The sequence below is a fragment of the Balneolaceae bacterium genome (genome assembly GCA_034521495.1).
Taxonomy (GTDB): domain Bacteria; phylum Bacteroidota; class Rhodothermia; order Balneolales; family Balneolaceae; genus Rhodohalobacter.
In genome coordinates this window covers 654,231-673,896 of the sequence record JAXHMK010000010.1, presented here as the reverse complement: position 1 = coordinate 673,896, position 19,666 = coordinate 654,231, and the positions used below count along the sequence as shown (strand labels likewise).

Annotated in this window: 15 protein-coding genes; 11 read left to right on the top strand and 4 right to left on the bottom strand. The window is 39.5% G+C overall.

Annotation, left to right across the window (positions count from 1 at the left end; genetic code table 11):
* The first annotated feature begins 32 nt into the window (after positions 1 to 32).
* Positions 33 to 743: a PIG-L family deacetylase gene (locus tag U5K72_11810; GenBank protein MDZ7719492.1), complete on the top strand. Its 711-nt coding sequence runs from the start codon at positions 33 to 35 to the stop codon at positions 741 to 743.
* Between the two features lie 14 nt (positions 744 to 757).
* Here the strand turns inward: U5K72_11810 and U5K72_11805 are convergent, their stop codons facing one another.
* The 3 genes from U5K72_11805 to U5K72_11795 all read right to left on the bottom strand — a co-directional run bounded on the left by U5K72_11805 (position 758) and on the right by U5K72_11795 (position 4,299).
* Entirely contained in the window at positions 758 to 1,882 is a 1,125-nt protein-coding gene (locus U5K72_11805; protein ID MDZ7719491.1) for a hypothetical protein, read from the bottom strand.
* A gap of 397 nt (positions 1,883 to 2,279) precedes the next feature.
* On the bottom strand, positions 2,280 to 3,458 hold the full coding sequence (locus tag U5K72_11800) for a lycopene cyclase family protein (protein MDZ7719490.1): 1,179 nt from the start codon (positions 3,456 to 3,458) through the stop codon (positions 2,280 to 2,282).
* 310 nt (positions 3,459 to 3,768) lie between these two features.
* Positions 3,769 to 4,299 (bottom strand): hypothetical protein, encoded by a 531-nt coding sequence (locus tag U5K72_11795; GenBank protein MDZ7719489.1) that lies wholly within the window; start codon positions 4,297 to 4,299, stop codon positions 3,769 to 3,771.
* A gap of 246 nt (positions 4,300 to 4,545) precedes the next feature.
* On the opposite strand from U5K72_11795, the gene U5K72_11790 reads away from it, so the two are divergent.
* Positions 4,546 to 6,108: a carboxylesterase family protein gene (locus tag U5K72_11790; GenBank protein ID MDZ7719488.1), complete on the top strand. Its 1,563-nt coding sequence runs from the start codon at positions 4,546 to 4,548 to the stop codon at positions 6,106 to 6,108.
* Positions 6,109 to 6,157: 49 nt separating this feature from the next.
* On the top strand, positions 6,158 to 7,027 hold the full coding sequence (locus tag U5K72_11785; GenBank protein ID MDZ7719487.1) for an alpha/beta hydrolase family protein: 870 nt from the start codon (positions 6,158 to 6,160) through the stop codon (positions 7,025 to 7,027).
* Positions 7,028 to 8,554: 1,527 nt separating this feature from the next.
* On the opposite strand, the gene U5K72_11780 is transcribed toward U5K72_11785, so the two are convergent.
* Positions 8,555 to 9,586, bottom strand: a complete 1,032-nt coding sequence (locus tag U5K72_11780; GenBank protein ID MDZ7719486.1) for a glycosyltransferase family 2 protein — start codon at positions 9,584 to 9,586, stop codon at positions 8,555 to 8,557.
* Positions 9,587 to 9,676: 90 nt separating this feature from the next.
* On the opposite strand from U5K72_11780, the gene U5K72_11775 reads away from it, so the two are divergent.
* The 8 genes from U5K72_11775 (at position 9,677) to U5K72_11740 (ending at position 19,238) form a co-directional block, all read left to right on the top strand.
* Positions 9,677 to 10,180: a metallophosphoesterase family protein gene (locus U5K72_11775; GenBank protein ID MDZ7719485.1), complete on the top strand. Its 504-nt coding sequence runs from the start codon at positions 9,677 to 9,679 to the stop codon at positions 10,178 to 10,180.
* 14 nt (positions 10,181 to 10,194) lie between these two features.
* Complete coding sequence (locus tag U5K72_11770; protein ID MDZ7719484.1) at positions 10,195 to 13,512, top strand: VCBS repeat-containing protein; 3,318 nt, start codon at positions 10,195 to 10,197, stop codon at positions 13,510 to 13,512.
* A gap of 722 nt (positions 13,513 to 14,234) precedes the next feature.
* The gene (locus U5K72_11765) at positions 14,235 to 15,119 is read left to right on the top strand and encodes a carboxypeptidase-like regulatory domain-containing protein (GenBank protein ID MDZ7719483.1); all 885 of its coding nucleotides are present in this window, start codon (positions 14,235 to 14,237) and stop codon (positions 15,117 to 15,119) included.
* Positions 15,120 to 15,293: 174 nt separating this feature from the next.
* Complete coding sequence (locus U5K72_11760) at positions 15,294 to 15,905, top strand: hypothetical protein (protein MDZ7719482.1); 612 nt, start codon at positions 15,294 to 15,296, stop codon at positions 15,903 to 15,905.
* Entirely contained in the window at positions 15,793 to 17,433 is a 1,641-nt protein-coding gene (locus U5K72_11755) for a SusC/RagA family TonB-linked outer membrane protein (GenBank protein MDZ7719481.1), read from the top strand. The genes U5K72_11760 and U5K72_11755 overlap by 113 nt, the downstream gene beginning before the upstream one ends.
* Positions 17,434 to 17,636: 203 nt before the next feature.
* Positions 17,637 to 18,350, top strand: a complete 714-nt coding sequence (locus tag U5K72_11750) for a RagB/SusD family nutrient uptake outer membrane protein (protein MDZ7719480.1) — start codon at positions 17,637 to 17,639, stop codon at positions 18,348 to 18,350.
* Positions 18,316 to 18,564, top strand: coding sequence for a hypothetical protein (locus U5K72_11745; GenBank protein ID MDZ7719479.1), 249 nt, complete (start codon positions 18,316 to 18,318; stop codon positions 18,562 to 18,564). Before U5K72_11750 ends, U5K72_11745 begins: the two co-directional genes overlap by 35 nt.
* Positions 18,565 to 18,644: 80 nt before the next feature.
* Positions 18,645 to 19,238, top strand: a complete 594-nt coding sequence (locus U5K72_11740; protein MDZ7719478.1) for a RagB/SusD family nutrient uptake outer membrane protein — start codon at positions 18,645 to 18,647, stop codon at positions 19,236 to 19,238.
* Positions 19,239 to 19,666 lie beyond the last annotated feature (428 nt).

Sequence of the window (19,666 nt, the reverse complement as noted above, 5' to 3'; positions counted from 1 at the left end):
CGCTATTTTTAATCTTTGAAACACACACAAAAATGAAAGTCTTATATATTTTCCCCCATCCGGATGATGAATCCTTTGGTCCTGCACCGGCCATATCTGCTCAACTCCGCCAGGGCCATGAAGTGTATTTATTAACTCTTACCAAGGGTGAAGCCACCAAACAACGCTTCAAACTGGGAGTGGATAAGAAAAAGATGGGACAAATTCGCTATGAGGAGATGTTGTGTGTGCAAGATGTACTTGGTTTAACGGGTATGGAAGTTCTTGATCTGCCGGATGGGGAATTGAAAAATCTAAATCCAATTGAGATTGAAGATCATATTGAAACACATATCAGTAAAATTGAACCAGATGTTCTTGTCACGTATGCCGTACACGGAGTGAGTGGTTTTCACGATCATTTAGTGACGCATGCCGTAGTGAAACGAGTTTTCTGTAAGATGAAAGAGGAGGGAGAGAAGTATCCCAAAAGACTGGCACTATTTACACGAATGGGAGAGGTGGATCTTGATGGGAAATTCAGGCTTGAAGTTTCCGATGATGAAGAGATTAAGTTTATTGAAAAGTGTTCTGAAGAGGATATGCATAAGTTCAGAAAAGCACTCGACTGTTATGAAACCTACCAGGAAGTGATTGAGGCGAGTAATGTGAAAGAGGTGGTGAACCACAAGGTTCCCTTCGAAATTTTTGGAGAGAATATTGATGGAAGATTGGACAGCCTTTTTGAGGGAATAGGTTCTTAATTAGTGCCTATCATTTAGTTTGGTCGTGCGGCTTTAGAAGACTCCCAAATACTATGGTTTAGACTGTAATCAGGATATAAATTATTCTCAACAACCGGATCGCAGCGCTTATCAGTCCAGAGGTTATTTTGAACCCCGGTTCTGTGATACCAAAGTGTACGATTATTAGTGATAACATGATCATCACAGGGTTCCGGTTCACTGTAATCTGCAGAGTAAAGAGCTATATTGCTGTCTTTCCATTCATCACTGTATAGAAGATTATTATTCACTTTAATATCTTCGCCGCCGGCAATTCCAATTCCAACCTGTCCCGGAGTCACGCCAACGTTTCCTTCAGCAACCTGGTGCCGTCCGCCAGCATCACCCAGCATGATGAACGAGCCATATTTAGAATGTCCGTGCCCTCTTGCCCGATTATATTTTATTTGGATGGGACTGTTTTCTGTACCCCTTGATCTGTAAACTGATATCCAGTCTTCAACATCCTGGGCACCAGGTCTGAGGTAGTCTCCACGTCTTTCCATGGTATTATATTCAATGCGGATATTTGCTCCTGTGCATTTACCCAGCTGTACGAAATTTCTGCCAACGTTAATTCCGGTATTCCAATCTATCAATACCGGCCCTTCGCAATCGGTTGGCAAAATACCGGACGATACTCTCTCAAAATGACTATGAGAGACGGTAATATCTGACACATCATTGAGCCGAATAGCACCATTTAGTTCTCCGGTTCCCGAGCCGGTATCAGTGATGCGTAGTCGTTTAAATTGAACTTTCTCGCCAGCGTCAAAATAGATGCCATTATCAGTATAGTTGCGAATTTCAATTCCCTGGATCTTAACATTAACAGCTTTCCCGGTGAACGCTGCTTTAATCTTGTCTTGACCATCTAATACCGCGCCTTGTTCTCCCAACCATACATTGCCATTTTTTGGATTATGAATTCGTTGTCCTTCATGAATACCGGAAGTAACTACAAATACAGTTCCTGCAGGAAAATTATCATTTGCCTGTTGGAAATTGTCGCCCGGATGCAGTTTTACCTGACCGGAACTTCCGGTTTCATTGCAACTCCCAATGAAGATGAGAGATAACAAACCCAGCGATAAGGATAATTTTACCCAATTATTCATTTTTACCCCAAATGTATAAGACCCAAAAAAGCTTTATGTACTTGAACTCATTAATAAAATGATTTAATAAATTTGAGTCAAGTAACTTAATTAAAATTACAAATTTAATTAGTTCGATTCATAGAAGGCTTTGCAAAACTCTGACCGTCATCCTGAACTTGATTCGGGATCTCCAGATACTGGCTGTAAAGATGAATGGAGAATCTGAATCGAGTTCAGATTGACCAATAACCACGGTTCGAAACCTTCATATCCTTTCAAAGGATAAAATAGAAAGAGCAGATTGATTCATAGTCAATAAACAGCTCATAACTTAAATCAAAATTTCGATAATATTAAAATTTAAACGTGTAAAATTCTACAATTTTATATTGTGAGATTTACTTAACAGAAAAAACTAAACACCCGAAAAAATGCGGTGTTTCATTTTATAGATCGATCTAAAAAATGGTATATAGGGCATCTTGGAAAAGATAGATAGTTCAAGAGCAAATGTAGATTCCTCCGACAAAAATTGAAGCACTTGATCGAATTTGTTTTTTTGAAACAAACACTTAAATACTTCCAATGCATTATTTTTTTCATAAGCGAGTAGATAGAGCATCATCTCGTCATAGACTCTAAATCGATAGGATGAAGCTCGATCCTCAGGTATCTTATCTCCTGTTTCCAGAGCTTTTACGATTTCTGAACTGCGTTTTTGAATTCTGCTGAACATATAACCGGTTGAGGGTTTGGCAAATCCGCCAACAGTGCCAATATTCCATACATAGTCGCAATATGTAGAAGGGTATCTTCGATCTTCCATCGGGATACCCCCAAACTCTTCACGTGAATAAGAAAAATCATCAGCTTGTAAATTATAGTTCGATCTTAAATATTCTCTGATTTGTTTTCTGTATTGATCTTTTGGGATTAATTCTTCTGAGAAAATGGTGTACTCCACAAGGGCTTTTCGTTTTGAGAATGGTAACAGGTAGATAAATGAAATCCCATTCATTTGAGGAACCTCAAAATCCATAAAAATTGGAGTTTTGGGATCGAACATCTCTTGCTTACAAGTTATTTCCCATCCCAGGAAATGTTGAATTAAGGAGATATCAACTTTTAGATTATTAAATCCTGAAGGTTTTAAAACGCTTTGAAAAATTTTCTGAGAATTATAATCCCCTTTGGATGTATATACCTGTCCGCAGTTACCATCACTTGTAAAGCCTTTCACATCGGCCTCTAAAAAAGTGACCTGACTGCTATTCTTAGCCATCTCCAATATATATCCACAAAAATCTTCACTTCTTAGACATTTGTACTGGTATTTTTTGAGTCTCTCTTCATAATTTTGGCCGTCTATTCTTATAAATAGTCGATCCCAGGCATGATGGATCAGTTCTTCATCAGGTAAGGTAAGATCCTCCCAAAAACACCATGTTTTATCGTTGGCGGGTTCTAATGACTGATCGATAAGTAAAATTTCCCGATTATTTAGCAAGGAAGAATCAAGAATTCGCCAAAGCAAACTTAGTCCTGCAGCTCCTGCTCCTGCAATAATTATATCGAAATTCTTCTGATCAGGCACTGATACTTTGATTAGTAATTCATAAATGTAGTGACGTAACTCCCATCGCTATATGTCCGTTCACCAACTGTTAATTTAACCCGAATCATTCACGAAAAAGTATAAAATAGAAGTTAAGTTACTGATGTTTTTTTTGTATGGGAAAATGATGGTAGCTCAATTTTGAGTGTTGTGGTAAATGGCTACGAAATTTGCCCGTGCACTGCGTTGAAGTTGAAATGCTATACTCAGGGTACTCAGGTACCCTTCCGTCACCATTTCCTCTTCGCCTTGTGTACAACCAAATTTCTTGGTGCATAATCCGGGTCAACTATAAGTTCAGATCGAGATCTGCCGTTTCATAACTTTTTAGCCAAATTGGAACTGAAAGTGCGGCTACATATAGTATGATCCCGATTATCATAAATGTGAGAGCAACTGAGCCATCATATTCCAGCAGATTATAATGTCTCAGAAGATTATGCCAATCGTGTGATTCTTTCCCAAGATTTCCAATGAGAGGTAATTGTCGCTGCGCTCCGTCGGCCGCATAAAAAGCCACACTAAACCAGGCTGTTCCGAAAAGATAGAGAGAAAATTGTGAGCCTTGTATGTATCGATTGATGAGGGTGAAAATGACAATCAACAGAGGAAGTAGAATTTCATTCAGAGACCCTCCGAGAATAGTAAAAATACGTGATCCGAAAATACTGAAGAATGTGTGACCGGCCTCGTGTACAATCAATAAAAAATTGCTTACCAGAAACTTCTCAATATTTACAGGAAAGGGAAATGAATAGGTGATGCTGAAAAAAATATTGAAGTTGAGTGTCCAATAAGCCTGGTGAATCTGGTACAGCATGAACGGTATCAGAATAATAGTAGCCCACCATTTTCTGAGGATGGATTGCCAGTCGGTATTTTTAAGTAAATGATTCAGCGTGACAGCCGGGTTATTTAAACATCGATGAATGTAAAGATTTATAAAATTAAACCACTTTAATCAAAATTCTACAATTATTTTTGTTATCTGGATTTTAAATATTTACTATTGTTTAATACTGTAACAATAATATATACAGGTTGACCAATCTTTAGTAAATCGGTTATGAATTATTTTCGATACCTGATCCTCTTTCTGTTCTTATTTCAAGCATGTGAACCTACAAAAAATATTGAGACTCTTGTCGACACTGATAAAGGTACAGTTGAAGGTACTTATGATTCAGAATCCGCCATCTATTCATACAAAGGAATTCCATATGCAAAAGCTCCGATTGATGATTTACGATGGAAAGCTCCTCAGCCCGCTGATGAATGGGAGGATACATTAGATGCTGGCAATTTTGGCCCCATCTGTATGCAGGATGATCCGGTTCCATTCTCAATGTGGACCCAAGAGTTCATTGCCCCTGCGGGAAATATGAGTGAGGATTGCCTGAATTTAAATATCTGGACAAAAGAAGGGGCAGCTGATGCCAATCGACCTGTAATTGTGTTTATCCATGGAGGTGGATTTAGCAGTGGTGCGGGTTCGGTTCCAATCTACAATGGCGAAAAGATGGCCGAAAAAGATGTGGTGTTTGTAACCATTAATTATCGTGTAGGGATGTTTGGATTCCTGGCACATCCTGAGTTGACAGAGGAGTCTCCCAACGATGCTTCGGGAAATTATGGGTTGATGGATCAGATTGCAGCGTTAAAGTGGGTGCAAAACAATATTTCCAATTTTGGAGGAGATCCAAATCGGGTGACGATTGCGGGACAATCGGCCGGATCATTTAGTGTGAATTATTTGGTAGCCTCGCCGTTGGCCAGCGGACTCTTCCACGGAGCCATCGCAGAAAGCGGTGCGGCCTTGTTGCCTGCAGCACGCTTGACGATGGACAATTCATTGAGCAGTGCTGAAGAGAGAGGGCAGGAGGCTGACTCATTACTCGGAGTTTCTGGAATTTCTGAACTGCGAGAATTACCGGCTGATTCAATTTTGAGCGCACAAGGACAGTTTGGCTCTCCAATCATTGATGGATATGTGATTCCCAAATCAATTTATACACTTTTTGTTGAAGGAAATTACAATGATGTACCACTGCTGACCGGTTGGAATGAAGATGAAGGCTTCTCATTTGGTCCGCCGCCTACCACCGGGCAATTTCGGCAGAATATAAAAGACCAGTTTGGAGAATATGCAGATGAAGTTCTGGACCTGTTTCCTGCCGGAACGGACTCTGAAGCTCAGAGATCTCAAAAAGATCTTAGCATGTTGAATACCTTTGGGTTGCAAAACTGGAAATGGGCACAAATGCAAAATCAAACCGGTGATTCTCCCGTCTATCTCTATCACTTCACTCGAGATCTGCCATATACAGATCAACAGCAGGATTTTGGTGCTTTTCATACCGGTGAAGTTCCCTACGCTTATAACACGCTTCATACCAGTGATCGCCCGTGGGAAGAGATAGATTACAAGCTGGCTGAAACGATGTCATCATATTGGGCAAGTTTTGCAGAGGATGGCGATCCCAATGGCGAAGGTTTACCAGAGTGGCCACAAGCAGAATCCGGAGATTATCAAACCATCTATTTTGGCGATAATATCCATGTGTCAACAGTTCCGATGAAAGAGCGTCTTGAGTTGCTTAACAGAATCTACATGGAAAGGATGAATTAGGAATAGATAAAATTCAAAACCAACTTTAATTAACCCACTGAATTAACAAATGAAATTTAAGAAAATCGTTTTATCAGCAATACTGGTAGCTCTTACTCAATCAGCAACGGCCCAAATGCCGGAAGCACCACCACAGGGTGAGGCCAAAATTGAATCAATGACAAGCGAAGTCCTTGGCGTGGAGCGGGGGTACTCCGTCTATCTGCCAAAAAGCTATACGGTTGATGAAAACAGAACCTATCCAGTATTGTATTTGCTGCATGGCGTTTTTGGAGATCACAAAGATTGGGTAGAGCGCGGACACGTACAGGATGTAGCCAACCGCTTGATTGACGGAGACAAGGCCGTTGAAATGATCATCGTAATGCCGGATGGCGGAACTGAATGGGACGGATATTTTAACATGGAGGGATGGCCGTACGAAGATTATTTCTTTAATGAGTTCATGCCCTATATCGAAGAGAATTACCGGGTGAAAACCGGGAAAGAAAACACCGCAATTGCAGGACTTTCGATGGGAGGCGGTGGTGCAACTGTCTATGGTCAGAAATATCCAGATAAATTTTCAACGGTTTATGCGATGAGTGCTCTGATGACCCTCGGAGAAGGGGAGGGGCTCAACCAGGATGATCCAAAATTCCGGGAACTCAACCGAACCGTTCGTGAAGAGAGTGCCGTAAATTTTGTAGCAAATGCAGATGAAGAAACGGTCGAAGAGTTGAAATCGATTCGATGGTTTGTGGATTGTGGTGATGACGATTTCCTGTTTGATGCCAACATCGCTTTCGTGGAGGAGATGAGGCAGAAGGGAATTCCGCTGCAGTTCAGAGTTCGTGATGGCGGTCACGACTGGGAATACTGGCACTCGGCACTTTATATGGCGTTAGAGTATGTTTCACATGGATTTATGAAGAATTAACTGAGAACCTGGAAGAGTCCGATAGGTCCTTCCAGAGTTCGCTGAATAGTGGTCCGAAGCCTCGGGATGTGACACTTCCAAGTTGCCTCAAAGAGAACCCTACGGGACAATCGTCAGCCGAAATCTCTTAAAGTAATACGAGTCTTATGGCGCGAGCGTCTCGCTCGTGCTCACGTGCCCATAATTATGGGCACAAACGTGTACTCCGATGATTCCAATCGTTTGGACACATTTTTTTCTACCAATCAAAATGAGAGTTTACCCATTCTTTTACTCGTTCCGAAGGTCCTCCTTTGGCATGGCCATCCATTCGGGGCGGAATGCCAATCCGAAGCTCTGGTATTGAGCTCATACGATTCGTCATCAACTACGCTAAAGCTTCGTAGAGCCAGGCTCAGACATTTTATCAGAAGCAGAGCTTCCAGACGCAGTGTTCCGAAGGAGACCTTCGGTACTTGTTTAGCGTTTAAAAAAGTGATCGTCCACAATAAGTCAGAGCGACTTTTAGCTTAAGTCAGATTAACAGGTTTTTAATCTAAAGTGGTTTAATTCCCCGACCCTCTGGGTCGGAAAAAGACTAAATTCCCCCTTCGAAGGGGGAAGCGAACAGAGTGAGCTGGGGGATGACTATCTGAGTTTTGAATTGACAAAGTCTTGGTTCTGAAGCATAAATGATCATCCCCCATTGCCCCCTTCGAAGGGGGACACTTCACAATAAGTGCATAGATTGTTAAAAAAATTTGGATTATAAGTTGATACCTCGTGGGCTCTGCCCCGAGGTAGTTCATTATTTGTTTCAATATCTATTACCGTCTGCTTTAGCTGACGGGCAAGCGAACGGTCAGAAATCGAGTGGCTTTAGCCACATCTCTTGGTGAAGAATCCGAGTGAAGCCAAACTTGGCTAAAGCCAACGTAATCCTTGCTCTTATATTTTCGTCAGCTAAAGCAGACGGTAATAGAGACCTCTTTCTCTTGTCTCTGATTTTCTTGCAACCTCCCTTCCCTACATGTGTAGACGGCGGTCTACCGTTCCACAAATCGTTAAACACGTACGAAGACTTGTGCCAGTGTTTGATGCGCCAGCTATAAAGATACCCGTCTGACCGCTTTCGTATCTGTTTAGCGGCTGAAAACAGAATTTTTTTGATCTCAGATTGGAGATATGCGATATTCGATCGCAGATTTAGAAGAAGAGGTTCAAATCGTATATCTGAGATCGAATATCTCCAATCGCATATCGGAATTCCATACTCTACAAGGTTCTCTATTCAACGGTAGAAGAACCTTCAAGCGTGCGTAATGGAATGAAGCTCCTTGAAGCGTTCGGTCGTATTACTGAAAACGTGACGCTTGAAGGACTTACGCTCTGCCTGTCTACCGAAGCTTTAGCGCAGGCAGGCTCCAGACGCTTCAAGGTCACTTTTCAATCGCTAAACAGATACGAAGGAGACCTTCGGAACAAGTAAAATATTATAACATATCTCAGTCATTTTTCTGTTTCGGTTCAGCGAGCCAAACTTCATTTCTACTCATCAGGAGTAAAATCCAACTCATCAAATGTCTGCTTTCCCTTTAAAAAATATTCGACAATCAGTAAATGATGCATCACTAACGATTCTGGTGTTTTTGATGTTGAAGAGTGTTTTAAAGCTTTTCTCTTTTTCAATGTCTCTGGAATCATCCTGTAAAAAGAAAAATGAGCTCTGATAATAGCCCATGTCTCGGCTGGATTTCCTTTGAATAGAGTTCGAATACCGGAGATGCCATCCAAAATTAAACGAAATAAAAGTTTTGGTATAACGAATCGATCCAGGTTCTTCAGCAGCATCAGGAGATTATTCCTGTAGTTGTAGAAAACTTTTCTTGGTGATCCATGAGCTAATGAGCCTCCTCCAAGATGATAAACTACACTGCCGGGTACATACCTGATTTTTTCACCACGTTTTAAACAGCGCCAACAGAGGTCAATCTCTTCCATATGGAATTCAAAATCTTCATCAAATCCCCCGCTTTTTTGAAACAGTTCTTTTCGAATGGCAAAAGCCGCTCCCGACGCCCAAAAGATATCACCGGAGGTATCATATTGTCCTGCATCTTTTTCAACATGATTCATTAATCTTCCCTTGCAAAATGTATATCCCATCCAGTCGATAAAACCACCGGCAGCACCGGCATACTCAAAATAGTCCTTGTTTTGTGCTGACCGTAATTTTGGCTGAGCGATACCGACAGAAGGATCTTGAAACACATTGTTTAAACCAATGAGCCAGTTGGGATCTGTTTGGACATCATTATTGAGGAAAATGAGTATTTCTCCCGATGCATATTTTACAGCCCGGTTGTTTCCCGCTGCGTAGCCATAATTCCGGTCGAATGTAATCACTTTACAATCCGGATAATTCTCTTCAACCCAGTTTACAGTTCCATCATCAGAGGCATTATTAGCGATAATTATCTCAAAATTGGTATAGTTTGTTGCCGCAACAGATGGCAGAAATTTCCGAAGATGATTCAATGCATTCCAGGTTACAATAATAATGCTGACTGAATGTTTCACGGTGTAAAAATAATTTGAAAATTTTTTTGAAATGTTTTGCAAGCTTCCTCATGATTCCTATCATATCCTATAGATATTATATACCATAGCATGAGAAAGATAGGACTTATAGCAGATACACATAATTATCTCGACCCCCAAATTAGTGAATTTTTTTCGGATCGGGATGAAATATGGCACGCCGGTGATTTTGGAAATCTTAAAATTTCAAAGGCGCTGGAAGAGATTGCACCGGTTATTGGGGTGTACGGCAATATTGACGGGAATGATATTCGAACTAAATATCCGCTCCACCAACGATTTGATTGCGATGGGGTGGATGTTTGGATGACTCATATTGGTGGAATCCCGGGCCGCTACTGTATTCCCATCCGCCGGGAGATTGAAAATAATACCCCGGATCTTTTTATTTGCGGCCACTCGCATATCTTAAAAATAGCAAGAGATCATTCGCTCAACAAAATGCTCTATATGAATCCCGGTGCAGCAGGTAAACAGGGTTTCCAGGTATACAGAACGATTGTACGTTTTGCGATTGACTCGGGAAAAATTCAGGATGTGGAAGTTATAAATTTGGATAAGGTAGAAGATTAATATTTTAAGTTATTATGAATTCAAAATTTTATTTGTTACTACTAATTATAGTTGGATTTCTAGTATTATTATTCTCTTGTTACCATCAACAACAAGAACCACGGTTCAAAAAGATCCATTCTGATCAAAGCAAAATTACTTTCTTTAATCATATAGAACAGACGCCGGATTTTAATATCATTAACTATCTTTATTTTTATGATGGAGGTGGAGTGTCAATAGGAGATATAAATGGAGATGGTTTGCCCGATATTTATTTAACAGCTAATATGGGAAAGAACCGTCTGTATTTGAATGAAGGGGATTTTAAATTTAGAGATATTACAGACCAAGCCGGAGTCGGAGGATCCGGAGATTGGACAACAGGCACAACAATGGTTGATATTAATGGAGACGGATGGCTTGACATATATATATGCAATGTTGATTACCTAAATAAAAGTGGACGTAATCAACTATTTATAAACAACGGGGATTATACTTTTATAGAACGAGCGGAAGAATATGGACTTGCTTTCAGTGGGTATTCAAAGCAAGCAACATTTTTTGATATGGATAGAGATGGTGACCTTGATATGTTTTTGGTAAACCATTCAATACATAATCAAGATTCGTTTCAACCCCGCGATCAGCAGAATATTCATAGTCCTAAAGGGGGTGATCGCTTGTATCGTAATGATGATGGAAAATTTGTGGATGTCACCAAAGAAGCAGGAATTCATAGCACACAGTTGGGATACGGATTAAATGTATCGGTTAGTGATATAAATGGAGATCATTATCCTGATATTTATGTAACGAATGATTTTCATGAACATGATTATCTATATCTAAATGAAAAAAATGGTACGTTTAATGATGTGTTGCAAATAAGTGCAGGGCACACCAGTCGTGCTTCCATGGGCAGTGATATAGCAGATATAAATAACGATCTCAAGCCTGATATTGCTGTAGTAGATATGCTGCCATATACTGAAAAAAGACTTAAAACATCTATAAGCAGCGAACCTTATGAGCTATATTCTCTTCAACGAGAATATGGTTATCACCCACAGCTTATAAGGAATACCCTACAATTAAATATTGGTCAAGATAGTAGCTCTATTCCCATGTTGGCAGAAATTGCTCAAATGGCCGGTGTTCATGCCACAGACTGGAGTTGGTCAGGTTTGCTTTTTGATATGGACAATGATGGGTTAAAGGATTTCTTTGTTACGAATGGAATCTACCGACGACCTAACAATATGGATTACCTTACCATGGTTAGACAAAGCTCAATACAGCGTTCACTGAATATGGGCATAACAGACGAAAATATATCAGTGATAGATAGTATGCCTCAACTTAAAATTCCTAACTTTGCTTATCGAAATAAAGGTTCAATTCAATTTTCGAATCAGACGGAAAAATGGGGATTTACTACACCTACTTATTCAAATGGTGCAGCATATGGAGATTTAGATAATGACGGTGATCTGGATTTAGTCATAAATAACGTAAATTCAGTTGCTTCTCTTTACCAGAATATGACAATTGAACAAGATAGCACAAGTTATCTAACATTGAAGCTTGAGGGAAGCGGAAAGAATTCAAAAGGCATTGGCAGCAAAGCTATTGTTTATACAGATAATGGTTACCAAGCCTTAGAGTTGTATCCAACCCGTGGGTTTCAATCTTCAGTTGATTCACGCCTGTTCTTCGGTTTGGGCGAAGTTGAGAAAATCGATAGTCTGAAAATTAATTGGCCTACCGGGAAAAAAACCTTATACAAAAATATTTCTACTAACCAGCTACTTACCATTACAGAAGATCAAGTAGAAAAAGAGGAAGAAATAGAAAAAGAGTCTTACTCATCTCCGTTCAAAGAAGTTTCAAGCCCCTTATTGCCAGTTTATCGTCATCAAGAAGACACTTATGATGCTTTCAGCTTGCAACCATTTATGCCTTACCAGTTATCAGAATTAGGACCTGCCATAGCAGTTGCTGATATTAATGGGGATGGACTAGAGGATATATTTTTTGGGGGAGCTGCTGAACAAAGTGGCTCCATTTATTTACAGCGAAATGATGAAAAATTCATAAAGCAGGAAATAAACATTTTCAATAAACATGCTTATTCTGAAGATACTGACGCTGAATTTTTCGATGCAAATGGTGATGACTATTTAGATCTTTATGTTGTAAGTGGAGTAAATGAGAGGAGCAGTCAGAATGATGAATTCCTATCTGATCGATTATATATTAATGATGGTAATGGAGATTTTACATATGATATTGGTTCTCTGCCCAACTTCACAAGCAACGGGTCCGTAGTTTTACCAATCGATTTTAATGATGACGGGAATGATGATTTATTCATTGGTAGTCGCTCAGTTCCAAGAAGTTATGGAGAAGATCCAATCCATTATTTTCTTAAAAATAATGGAGATGGAACATTTGAAAATGTGACGGATTCGGTTGGCTCAAGTTTAAAAAATGTCGGAATGGTTAGCGACGCAAAAAAAGCAGATATCACTGGTGACGGTCGCTTAGATCTTGTTGTAGCAGGAGATTGGATGCCTGTAACAGTTTTTAAAAATATTAATGGTAAATTTGTAAAAGATGAGTCCTTTATATCTCCTTCCGGTTTATGGCAGACTCTTCATTTGTCCGATATGGATTCTGATGGTGATGTTGACATATTAGCAGGCAATATTGGTCTTAACACTCCTTTCCAGGTATCTGAAGAAAAACCTCTAATAATGTATGCAGCTAATTTTACAGGGTTGGGCAATACCGATCCTATCATTGGCTATACTAAAGACACTATTGTATACCCAGTTGTACCATTATACCAGTTAGTTCAAAATATTGCCGTTCTCCGAAATCGGTTTCCTACATATGAATCCTATGCTAATAAATCATTGATTGACATATTTGGTAGGAGACAATTAGAGAAAGTACCACAACGTAAGGTTACCAGCCTGGCATCTGTTTACTTTGAGAATCAGGGTAATGGTTTATTTAAGACGGATCCGTTGCCTGTTGAGATGCAGTCGGCTCCAATATTCTCTTTTTATACTCCTAATTTAAATAGAGGTGAAAACTTAGATATAATAGCCGGAGGAAATTTACATAAAGTTCGTCCGGTCTATGGGGGACGTTATGATGCAAGTTATGGCTGGTATTTAGAAGGTAAGTCAGAGAAAAATTTAGAACCAAAACCTATTAGTTTAAAGGTGAGGGGGGAAATACGAGAAATTAAAAGTGTAAGAGTTGGCAAAAACTATCAATTGATTATTATCGGAATAAATAATGACACTCCTATCTTTTTGAGAAAGTCTTCTGATTAAATAAGTACTGACAAATATAGTGTCTGATGAAACAAACGGATTATACGGGGTGCAATTCCATTAATCTGACTGGATGAATTTGCAAATTCCTCGTGGCCATCCTGGACTCGGTGATTCTTGTTAATTCCAACATCTACCACTCCATCATAACCACCTTATATGTCGCTATGGATCTGGATCAGCTGGCAGGTTCTACTTTCCACCTATGACGCGTTGAAGTGTTTTTCAGGCATTAGAGACAATCTCAGTATAAATTTCATCTTGGCGTTTAGAAATGGAACAAGCGATAGTCTTTCCCGAAGTACTCCATCCACGGCCTCTGGGAATTCTTCTGGACTGATTTAGGATTCATCTACTTTAAATGTACAAGAAACTGAAGGCAACATAATTTTTTGATTATTTATAATACTCGCTAACCTAACTATTTATAGCAAAATGTTATAAAGATTTTATAACATTCTAATAGAAATAAGACCCTTAACAATTACCTCTTTCGATAATAATGTTGGTATACTTCTCTTATATATTCGCTTTTCAAAAATGATTTTTGAACCAAGACTTATCAATAACAAAAATGTTTCGAATTTAATTTTCAATTTTATTGACTCTTTGGTTTAAAAGTACTTTTTTGTCTACAGTTCAAATGCCGAATGGATTGAACTTAATCCATTTGTCAACTTTTAAGAACAAAATCATAATCATAACAATTAACTCATATTAATATGGAGCTAAACAATACTTTGAACAAATGGACTGCAGTGTCTGTCTTCTTTTTTATAGTATTTTTCTTCTTTAATACTATAACAGCAACAGCACAACAAATCGAAGTTAGTGGAACTGTTGTAGATGCTACTACAGATGAGACACTACCCGGTGTGAATATTGCTGTGGAAGGGACGAATAGAGGAACTTCTACAAACATTGATGGTAATTACACAATTACCGTACCATCTGATGGAGTTTTATCCTTTTCATTTATTGGCTATGCCACGCAAACCGTTGAGGTTAATGGACGCCAAGAAATAAACGTTGCATTGGAGCAGGGAGTCAATCAATTAGATGAAATTGTAGCTGTTGGCTATGCAACGCAGGCTGCCGGAGAAGTAACAGGGTCAATTTCATCTGTAAGTTCTCAAGATTTGGAGAATATCAGTGTTACAGATGCTTCCTCGGCCTTGCAGGGTACCACTTCTGGTGTTCAGGCAGTAGAGTCCGGTACTCCGGGAGAAGGAGCCAGCATACGTATTCGGGGATTAGGAACGATTAACGATAATGAGCCTCTTTGGGTTGTAGATGGTGTTCCAGGAGCTACAGTAATTCCTGAGGATATTGAATCTATTTCTATTTTGAAGGATGCCGCCTCTCAAGCGATTTATGGTGCACGAGCTGCAAATGGTGTTGTTCTCGTAACTACAAAAAGTGGCCGGCAAAATCAGCCGCTTCAGGTTAACGTAAAAGTGAGAAGAGGTGTTAGTTCATTTACTAGCAAATATAACCTGCTGAATACCCAAGAATATGGTGAAATGTTATGGTTGCGTGATAGAAATGATGGCATCACTCCCTCGCATCCTCAATATGGTAATGGTGATGCAACCGGTAATTCCTGATTACATATTACCGACAGGTGTAACAGGTTCAGTAGATGAGAGTCTGATATGACCGACAAATGCCTCATCAGGATGGAGATGACACTTTCATTATCATGAGGGCAAACAAGGAAGGCACAGACTGGATGGACGCAGTTTCCACGAGATGCTGTTTATCAGAATTATAATATCGGCTTGAACGGTGGTAGTGAAAATGCCACTTATTTCTTCCAGTTTGGGTATCTGCAAGAGGAGGGAGCTCTTAAATTTACCGGGTACGACAGGTATAATTTACGTTCAAATGTAACTGTAGACGTTAACGATTGGTTAACAATTGGTGAAAACGCAGGTTTAACCTACAGTGAAGATTACGGAGATCAGTCAAATAATAATGAAGCAACTGTTATATCTGATGTATACCGAATGCAGCCCATTGTTCCAATTTATGATATTATGGGTGCATATGGCGGAACAAGAGCTTCAAACACAGGAAACGGCACAAATGGTCTGTGGTCTCTTGACTTCAATCAGTATGATCAAACAAATGGTATAGATCTTTCAGGTAGCGTTTTTGCCAATGCCGATGTTACAGAAAACATTCGTTTAAGAACAAATGTAGGGTTTAATTACAGCGGCAACGATATAAAAGACTATACTTATGTTCAGGTTGCACACGCTGAACGGGACCAATTTGATGGACTTACTGAAGCTGCTAACTTCAGCAGGCAATGGAACTGGACCGAATACCGCCGAATATACGAATACGTTTGCGGGTGTACACGATGTTACAGTGCTGGCGGGAGTTGAAGCAATTCAAAATAATTATCGCTGTAGAAATGCTTCTCGTATAGATTTCTTCTCGCGGGATCCTGATTACATGCAACTTGGTTCTGGTGCACAAAGTCAACAAAACGATGGAAGTTTCAGTCAATGGAATCTGTTCTCCACATTCGGACGAGTTAGTTATACCTACAATAATAAATATCTGTTAGAAGCAGTTGTCAGGCGAGATGGATCATCTCGATTTGGTGAAGAAAACCGATATGGGGTATTTCCAGCAGCGTCTCTTGCTTGGCGAGTAACGAATGAAGACTTTATGTCGTCTACAGACAATTGGTTGGATAACTTAATGCTCCGTGTTGGATACGGTCAAGTAGGTAATGACCGAATTGGTAATTATAATTCCTTTACAACGTATGGATCAGCCCAAGACAACTCCTTTTATCCAATAAGCGGGGGTAATACAGGGGCAGGTAGCGCAGGCTTTTATCAAGCAAGTTTAGGTAACCCAAATGTAGCATGGGAAATTACAACAACCACTAACGTAGGTCTCGATGCAATTATTTTTGAGAACTGGGAATTTAGTGTTGATTTTTGGAATAGAGTCACGGAAGACATGCTCTTTCCGCAACAGATACCATACATTTTGGGACAAGCTTCTGCACCTTCTATTAATGTTGGTGAGATGGAAAATAATGGTATAGATTTTGAAGTGGGCTATACCAATACTGCAACGAGTGATGAATTACAGTATGGTTTCAGCTTTAATATATCCCGATATAAAAACGAAATAAATCAACTTTCTTCTCAGGCTGAAGAAGTACTTCGGGAATCTTCATTTCGTGAAAATTTCTATACCCAGGCTGAAACAGGAACTCAATTTCCTGAATTTTACGGGTATGTTGTTGATGGCATTTTTCAGACCCAGGCAGAAGCGGATAGCCATCCAGAAGCATTTGGAGGATATAATGAAGAAGGTCGATTTAAATATCGAGATGTGAACGGTGACGGAGTCATTAATGCTGATGACAGAACCTATATAGGAGATCCACACCCCGATTTCACAGCAGGCTTAACGCTTTCCTTTGACTATAAAGGATTTTCAGCTTCTACACTCTTATATGCCAGTTATGGAAATGATATGGTTAACTATGTAAGACGTTGGATTGATTTTAATCAATTTCAAGGGAATAGGAGTACAAGAAGGCTTTATAATTCGTGGGGAAGTCCGCACTTGGATAATAATGAAAATGCAAAGATGCCAAAAATAGAAGGAAATGACAGTAATAGTCAGTTACCTTCCACTTATTTCGTTGAAGATGCATCGTATTTGCGAATGGAACAGTTACGCTTAGGTTACGATCTGAACAATGTGTTAAACATGCAGAATGTGAGAAATATTCGATTATATGTACAGGGAACAAATCTCTTTACTATAACGGGATATTCTGGTTTAGATCCAGAAGTTAATACTGACGGAGCAAATAGGGGCATTGACAGAGGTGCATGGCCTTCAAGCAGACGACTTATGTTTGGAGTAGATGTATCTTTATAACTAACCGGCTCAAAAAATCATTATTAACAATTTTAAAAACTAAATTATGAAATACACAAAATTATTTAATTTATTCATAGTTATCATAATAATTGGAGCAATTACATTTTTGCCATCCTGCGACGATAACTTTTTGATGAACGAACCGCCTGGACAGGCTTCAGGAACCGTAATGACAACTCCCACTGGCAGTTGAATCACTATTGATTGGTGCATACGATATGCTAAATGGAAATGCGACATTTGGAGGTGAAATGGCTGTAGATTATGTCTGGGGTTCAGCAACTTCTGATAATACCTACAAAGGAACAACATTTGGAGATCAATCCCCCTTTAATGATGTAGAAAGGTATGAGTCGAATCCATCAAATGCGTATATGGATCAAAGATGGGAAGACACATATAATGGAGTCGCGCGAGCAAATGAAGTATTAACTATACTCGCAAACCTGCAAGAAAGTGAAGCAGCCATGTCTGAAAGCCGAGCAACCGAGATTGAAGCTGAGGCTAAATTTCTGCGAGCTTGGTATCACTTTAAAGCAACAATTGTTTTTGAAAATATTCCTTATATCAAAACTGCAGCTGAATTAGGAGATATAGCACCCAGTGAAGTCCCTAATGATTCTGAGGGTTGGGATGATATCGAGGCAGATTTTCAATTTGCAATCGACAATTTAGGTCCTGAACCTCCAAATGGTGATGTTGGAAGAGCTGATATGTATGCAGCAATGGCGGCAAAAGCTAAGGCTCATATGTTTCAGAATGAGTTAAATGAGGCACAACCAATACTTGATGCAATTATTAACAGTGGAGCTTTTCAATTAGTTGGTAATTATGATGATAATTTCAGACAGGATACCGAAAACAATGCCGAGTCTATTTTTGAGATACAAGCCACTGCGCAAGAATGGTGTTGAAAATCACCTTTTACTAGGTGGACCAGCAGCACATCAAGCAGGTCCGGCCGGTGTTGGTTGGGGATTTTATCAACCTTCTCAAAATTTATTTGAAGCATTCCAAACAACTGAAAACGGCCTGCCTGTATTGGACGTAGAAGATCGCGATCCATTAGCCAATGATATGGGCTTGGGAAGTGCCGAAGAATTTGTACCGACTGATCATGTTACTTGATCCCACGAGTGGATTATACAATTAGCCCGCCGAGGAGTTGATTATATGGGGCATGGTATCCATGCTAGGCGCATGATTGGATTCGAGCCCAAAGTAATGGTGGACCTTACATGACTAAAAAATTCTTCTATCTGGCTGAATTTAGTGGTAATTCAGCAGGTGGTGGATTCGATAGTCCGCGTAACTTCCGCGCAATTCGTTATGCCCATGTATTGTTATGGAGAGCAGAAATCCATGTAGAAGATGGTGAACTTGAAGAAGCGAGACAACTCGTTAATCAAATCCGAACAAGAGCTAAAAACAGTAACTATGTTATGGGACGTGTTACTGACTATACATTAGACTCTCAACCAGCGGAAGAAGATATCGATTGGAATCAACCTGCGGCAAACTATCATATTGAGCCTTATCCTGCGTTTACTTCGCAGGAAGAAGCTCGAAAAGCAGTTCGACTTGAGCATAGGCTTGAATTTGCGACTGAAGGTCAGCGGTTTTTCCAACTTAGACGCTGGGGTATAGCTGATGAAGTGCTAAATAATTACATAGCTGAGGATAGTGAGTTTAGAACTTTTATGCAGGGGGCGAGTTATGATTCTGATAGAGATGACTATTGGCCACTACCACAAAGCCAGCTTGATATTCAAGATGCATTGACACAGGATCCAGCATACTAATCCTTTCATACATAACTTAATAATACTGGTCAAAGGCCTGTCATTATATGGCAGGCCTTTTTTATATCAATTCTGATTTATCTTACTTTTTGAGTTTTTTTATAGAGTTGTTAATAGAGGGCTTTGCAGAACCAACCATTTGTTTTCGACTTCATTCGTCGTACCTTCTCATTGCGCTCAAACTGACGTCCTATTGAGCGCAGCGGAGCGAAGTCGAAATATACCGGTATTTCAAAGCCCTCTAATAATGTTAATTAAGATTTATGATAGTTTTGATCAGTTTATAATGGTCATTAATTGAAATATTCAGTTTAATTACACCGCAATTAATAAAATGGAAACGATATGATTAAGAGAAATGAGAAATAGTTATCATATGTTATTTATGCTCTTAGTTTTTTTGATATCAGATAACGCTTTATGTCAAA

What these genes read in the sequence shown, in the direction of transcription:
- U5K72_11810 (MDZ7719492.1), top strand. Translation starts at nt 33, where the DNA reads ATGAAAGTCTTATATATTTTCCCCCATCCGGATGATGAATCCTTTGGT.
- U5K72_11805 (MDZ7719491.1), bottom strand. Translation starts at nt 1,882, where the DNA reads ATGAATAATTGGGTAAAATTATCCTTATCGCTGGGTTTGTTATCTCTC.
- U5K72_11795 (MDZ7719489.1), bottom strand. Translation starts at nt 4,299, where the DNA reads ATGCTGTACCAGATTCACCAGGCTTATTGGACACTCAACTTCAATATT.
- U5K72_11790 (MDZ7719488.1), top strand. Translation starts at nt 4,546, where the DNA reads ATGAATTATTTTCGATACCTGATCCTCTTTCTGTTCTTATTTCAAGCA.
- U5K72_11785 (MDZ7719487.1), top strand. Translation starts at nt 6,158, where the DNA reads ATGAAATTTAAGAAAATCGTTTTATCAGCAATACTGGTAGCTCTTACT.
- U5K72_11775 (MDZ7719485.1), top strand. Translation starts at nt 9,677, where the DNA reads ATGAGAAAGATAGGACTTATAGCAGATACACATAATTATCTCGACCCC.
- U5K72_11770 (MDZ7719484.1), top strand. Translation starts at nt 10,195, where the DNA reads ATGAATTCAAAATTTTATTTGTTACTACTAATTATAGTTGGATTTCTA.
- U5K72_11765 (MDZ7719483.1), top strand. Translation starts at nt 14,235, where the DNA reads ATGGAGCTAAACAATACTTTGAACAAATGGACTGCAGTGTCTGTCTTC.
- U5K72_11755 (MDZ7719481.1), top strand. Translation starts at nt 15,793, where the DNA reads ATGGACTTACTGAAGCTGCTAACTTCAGCAGGCAATGGAACTGGACCG.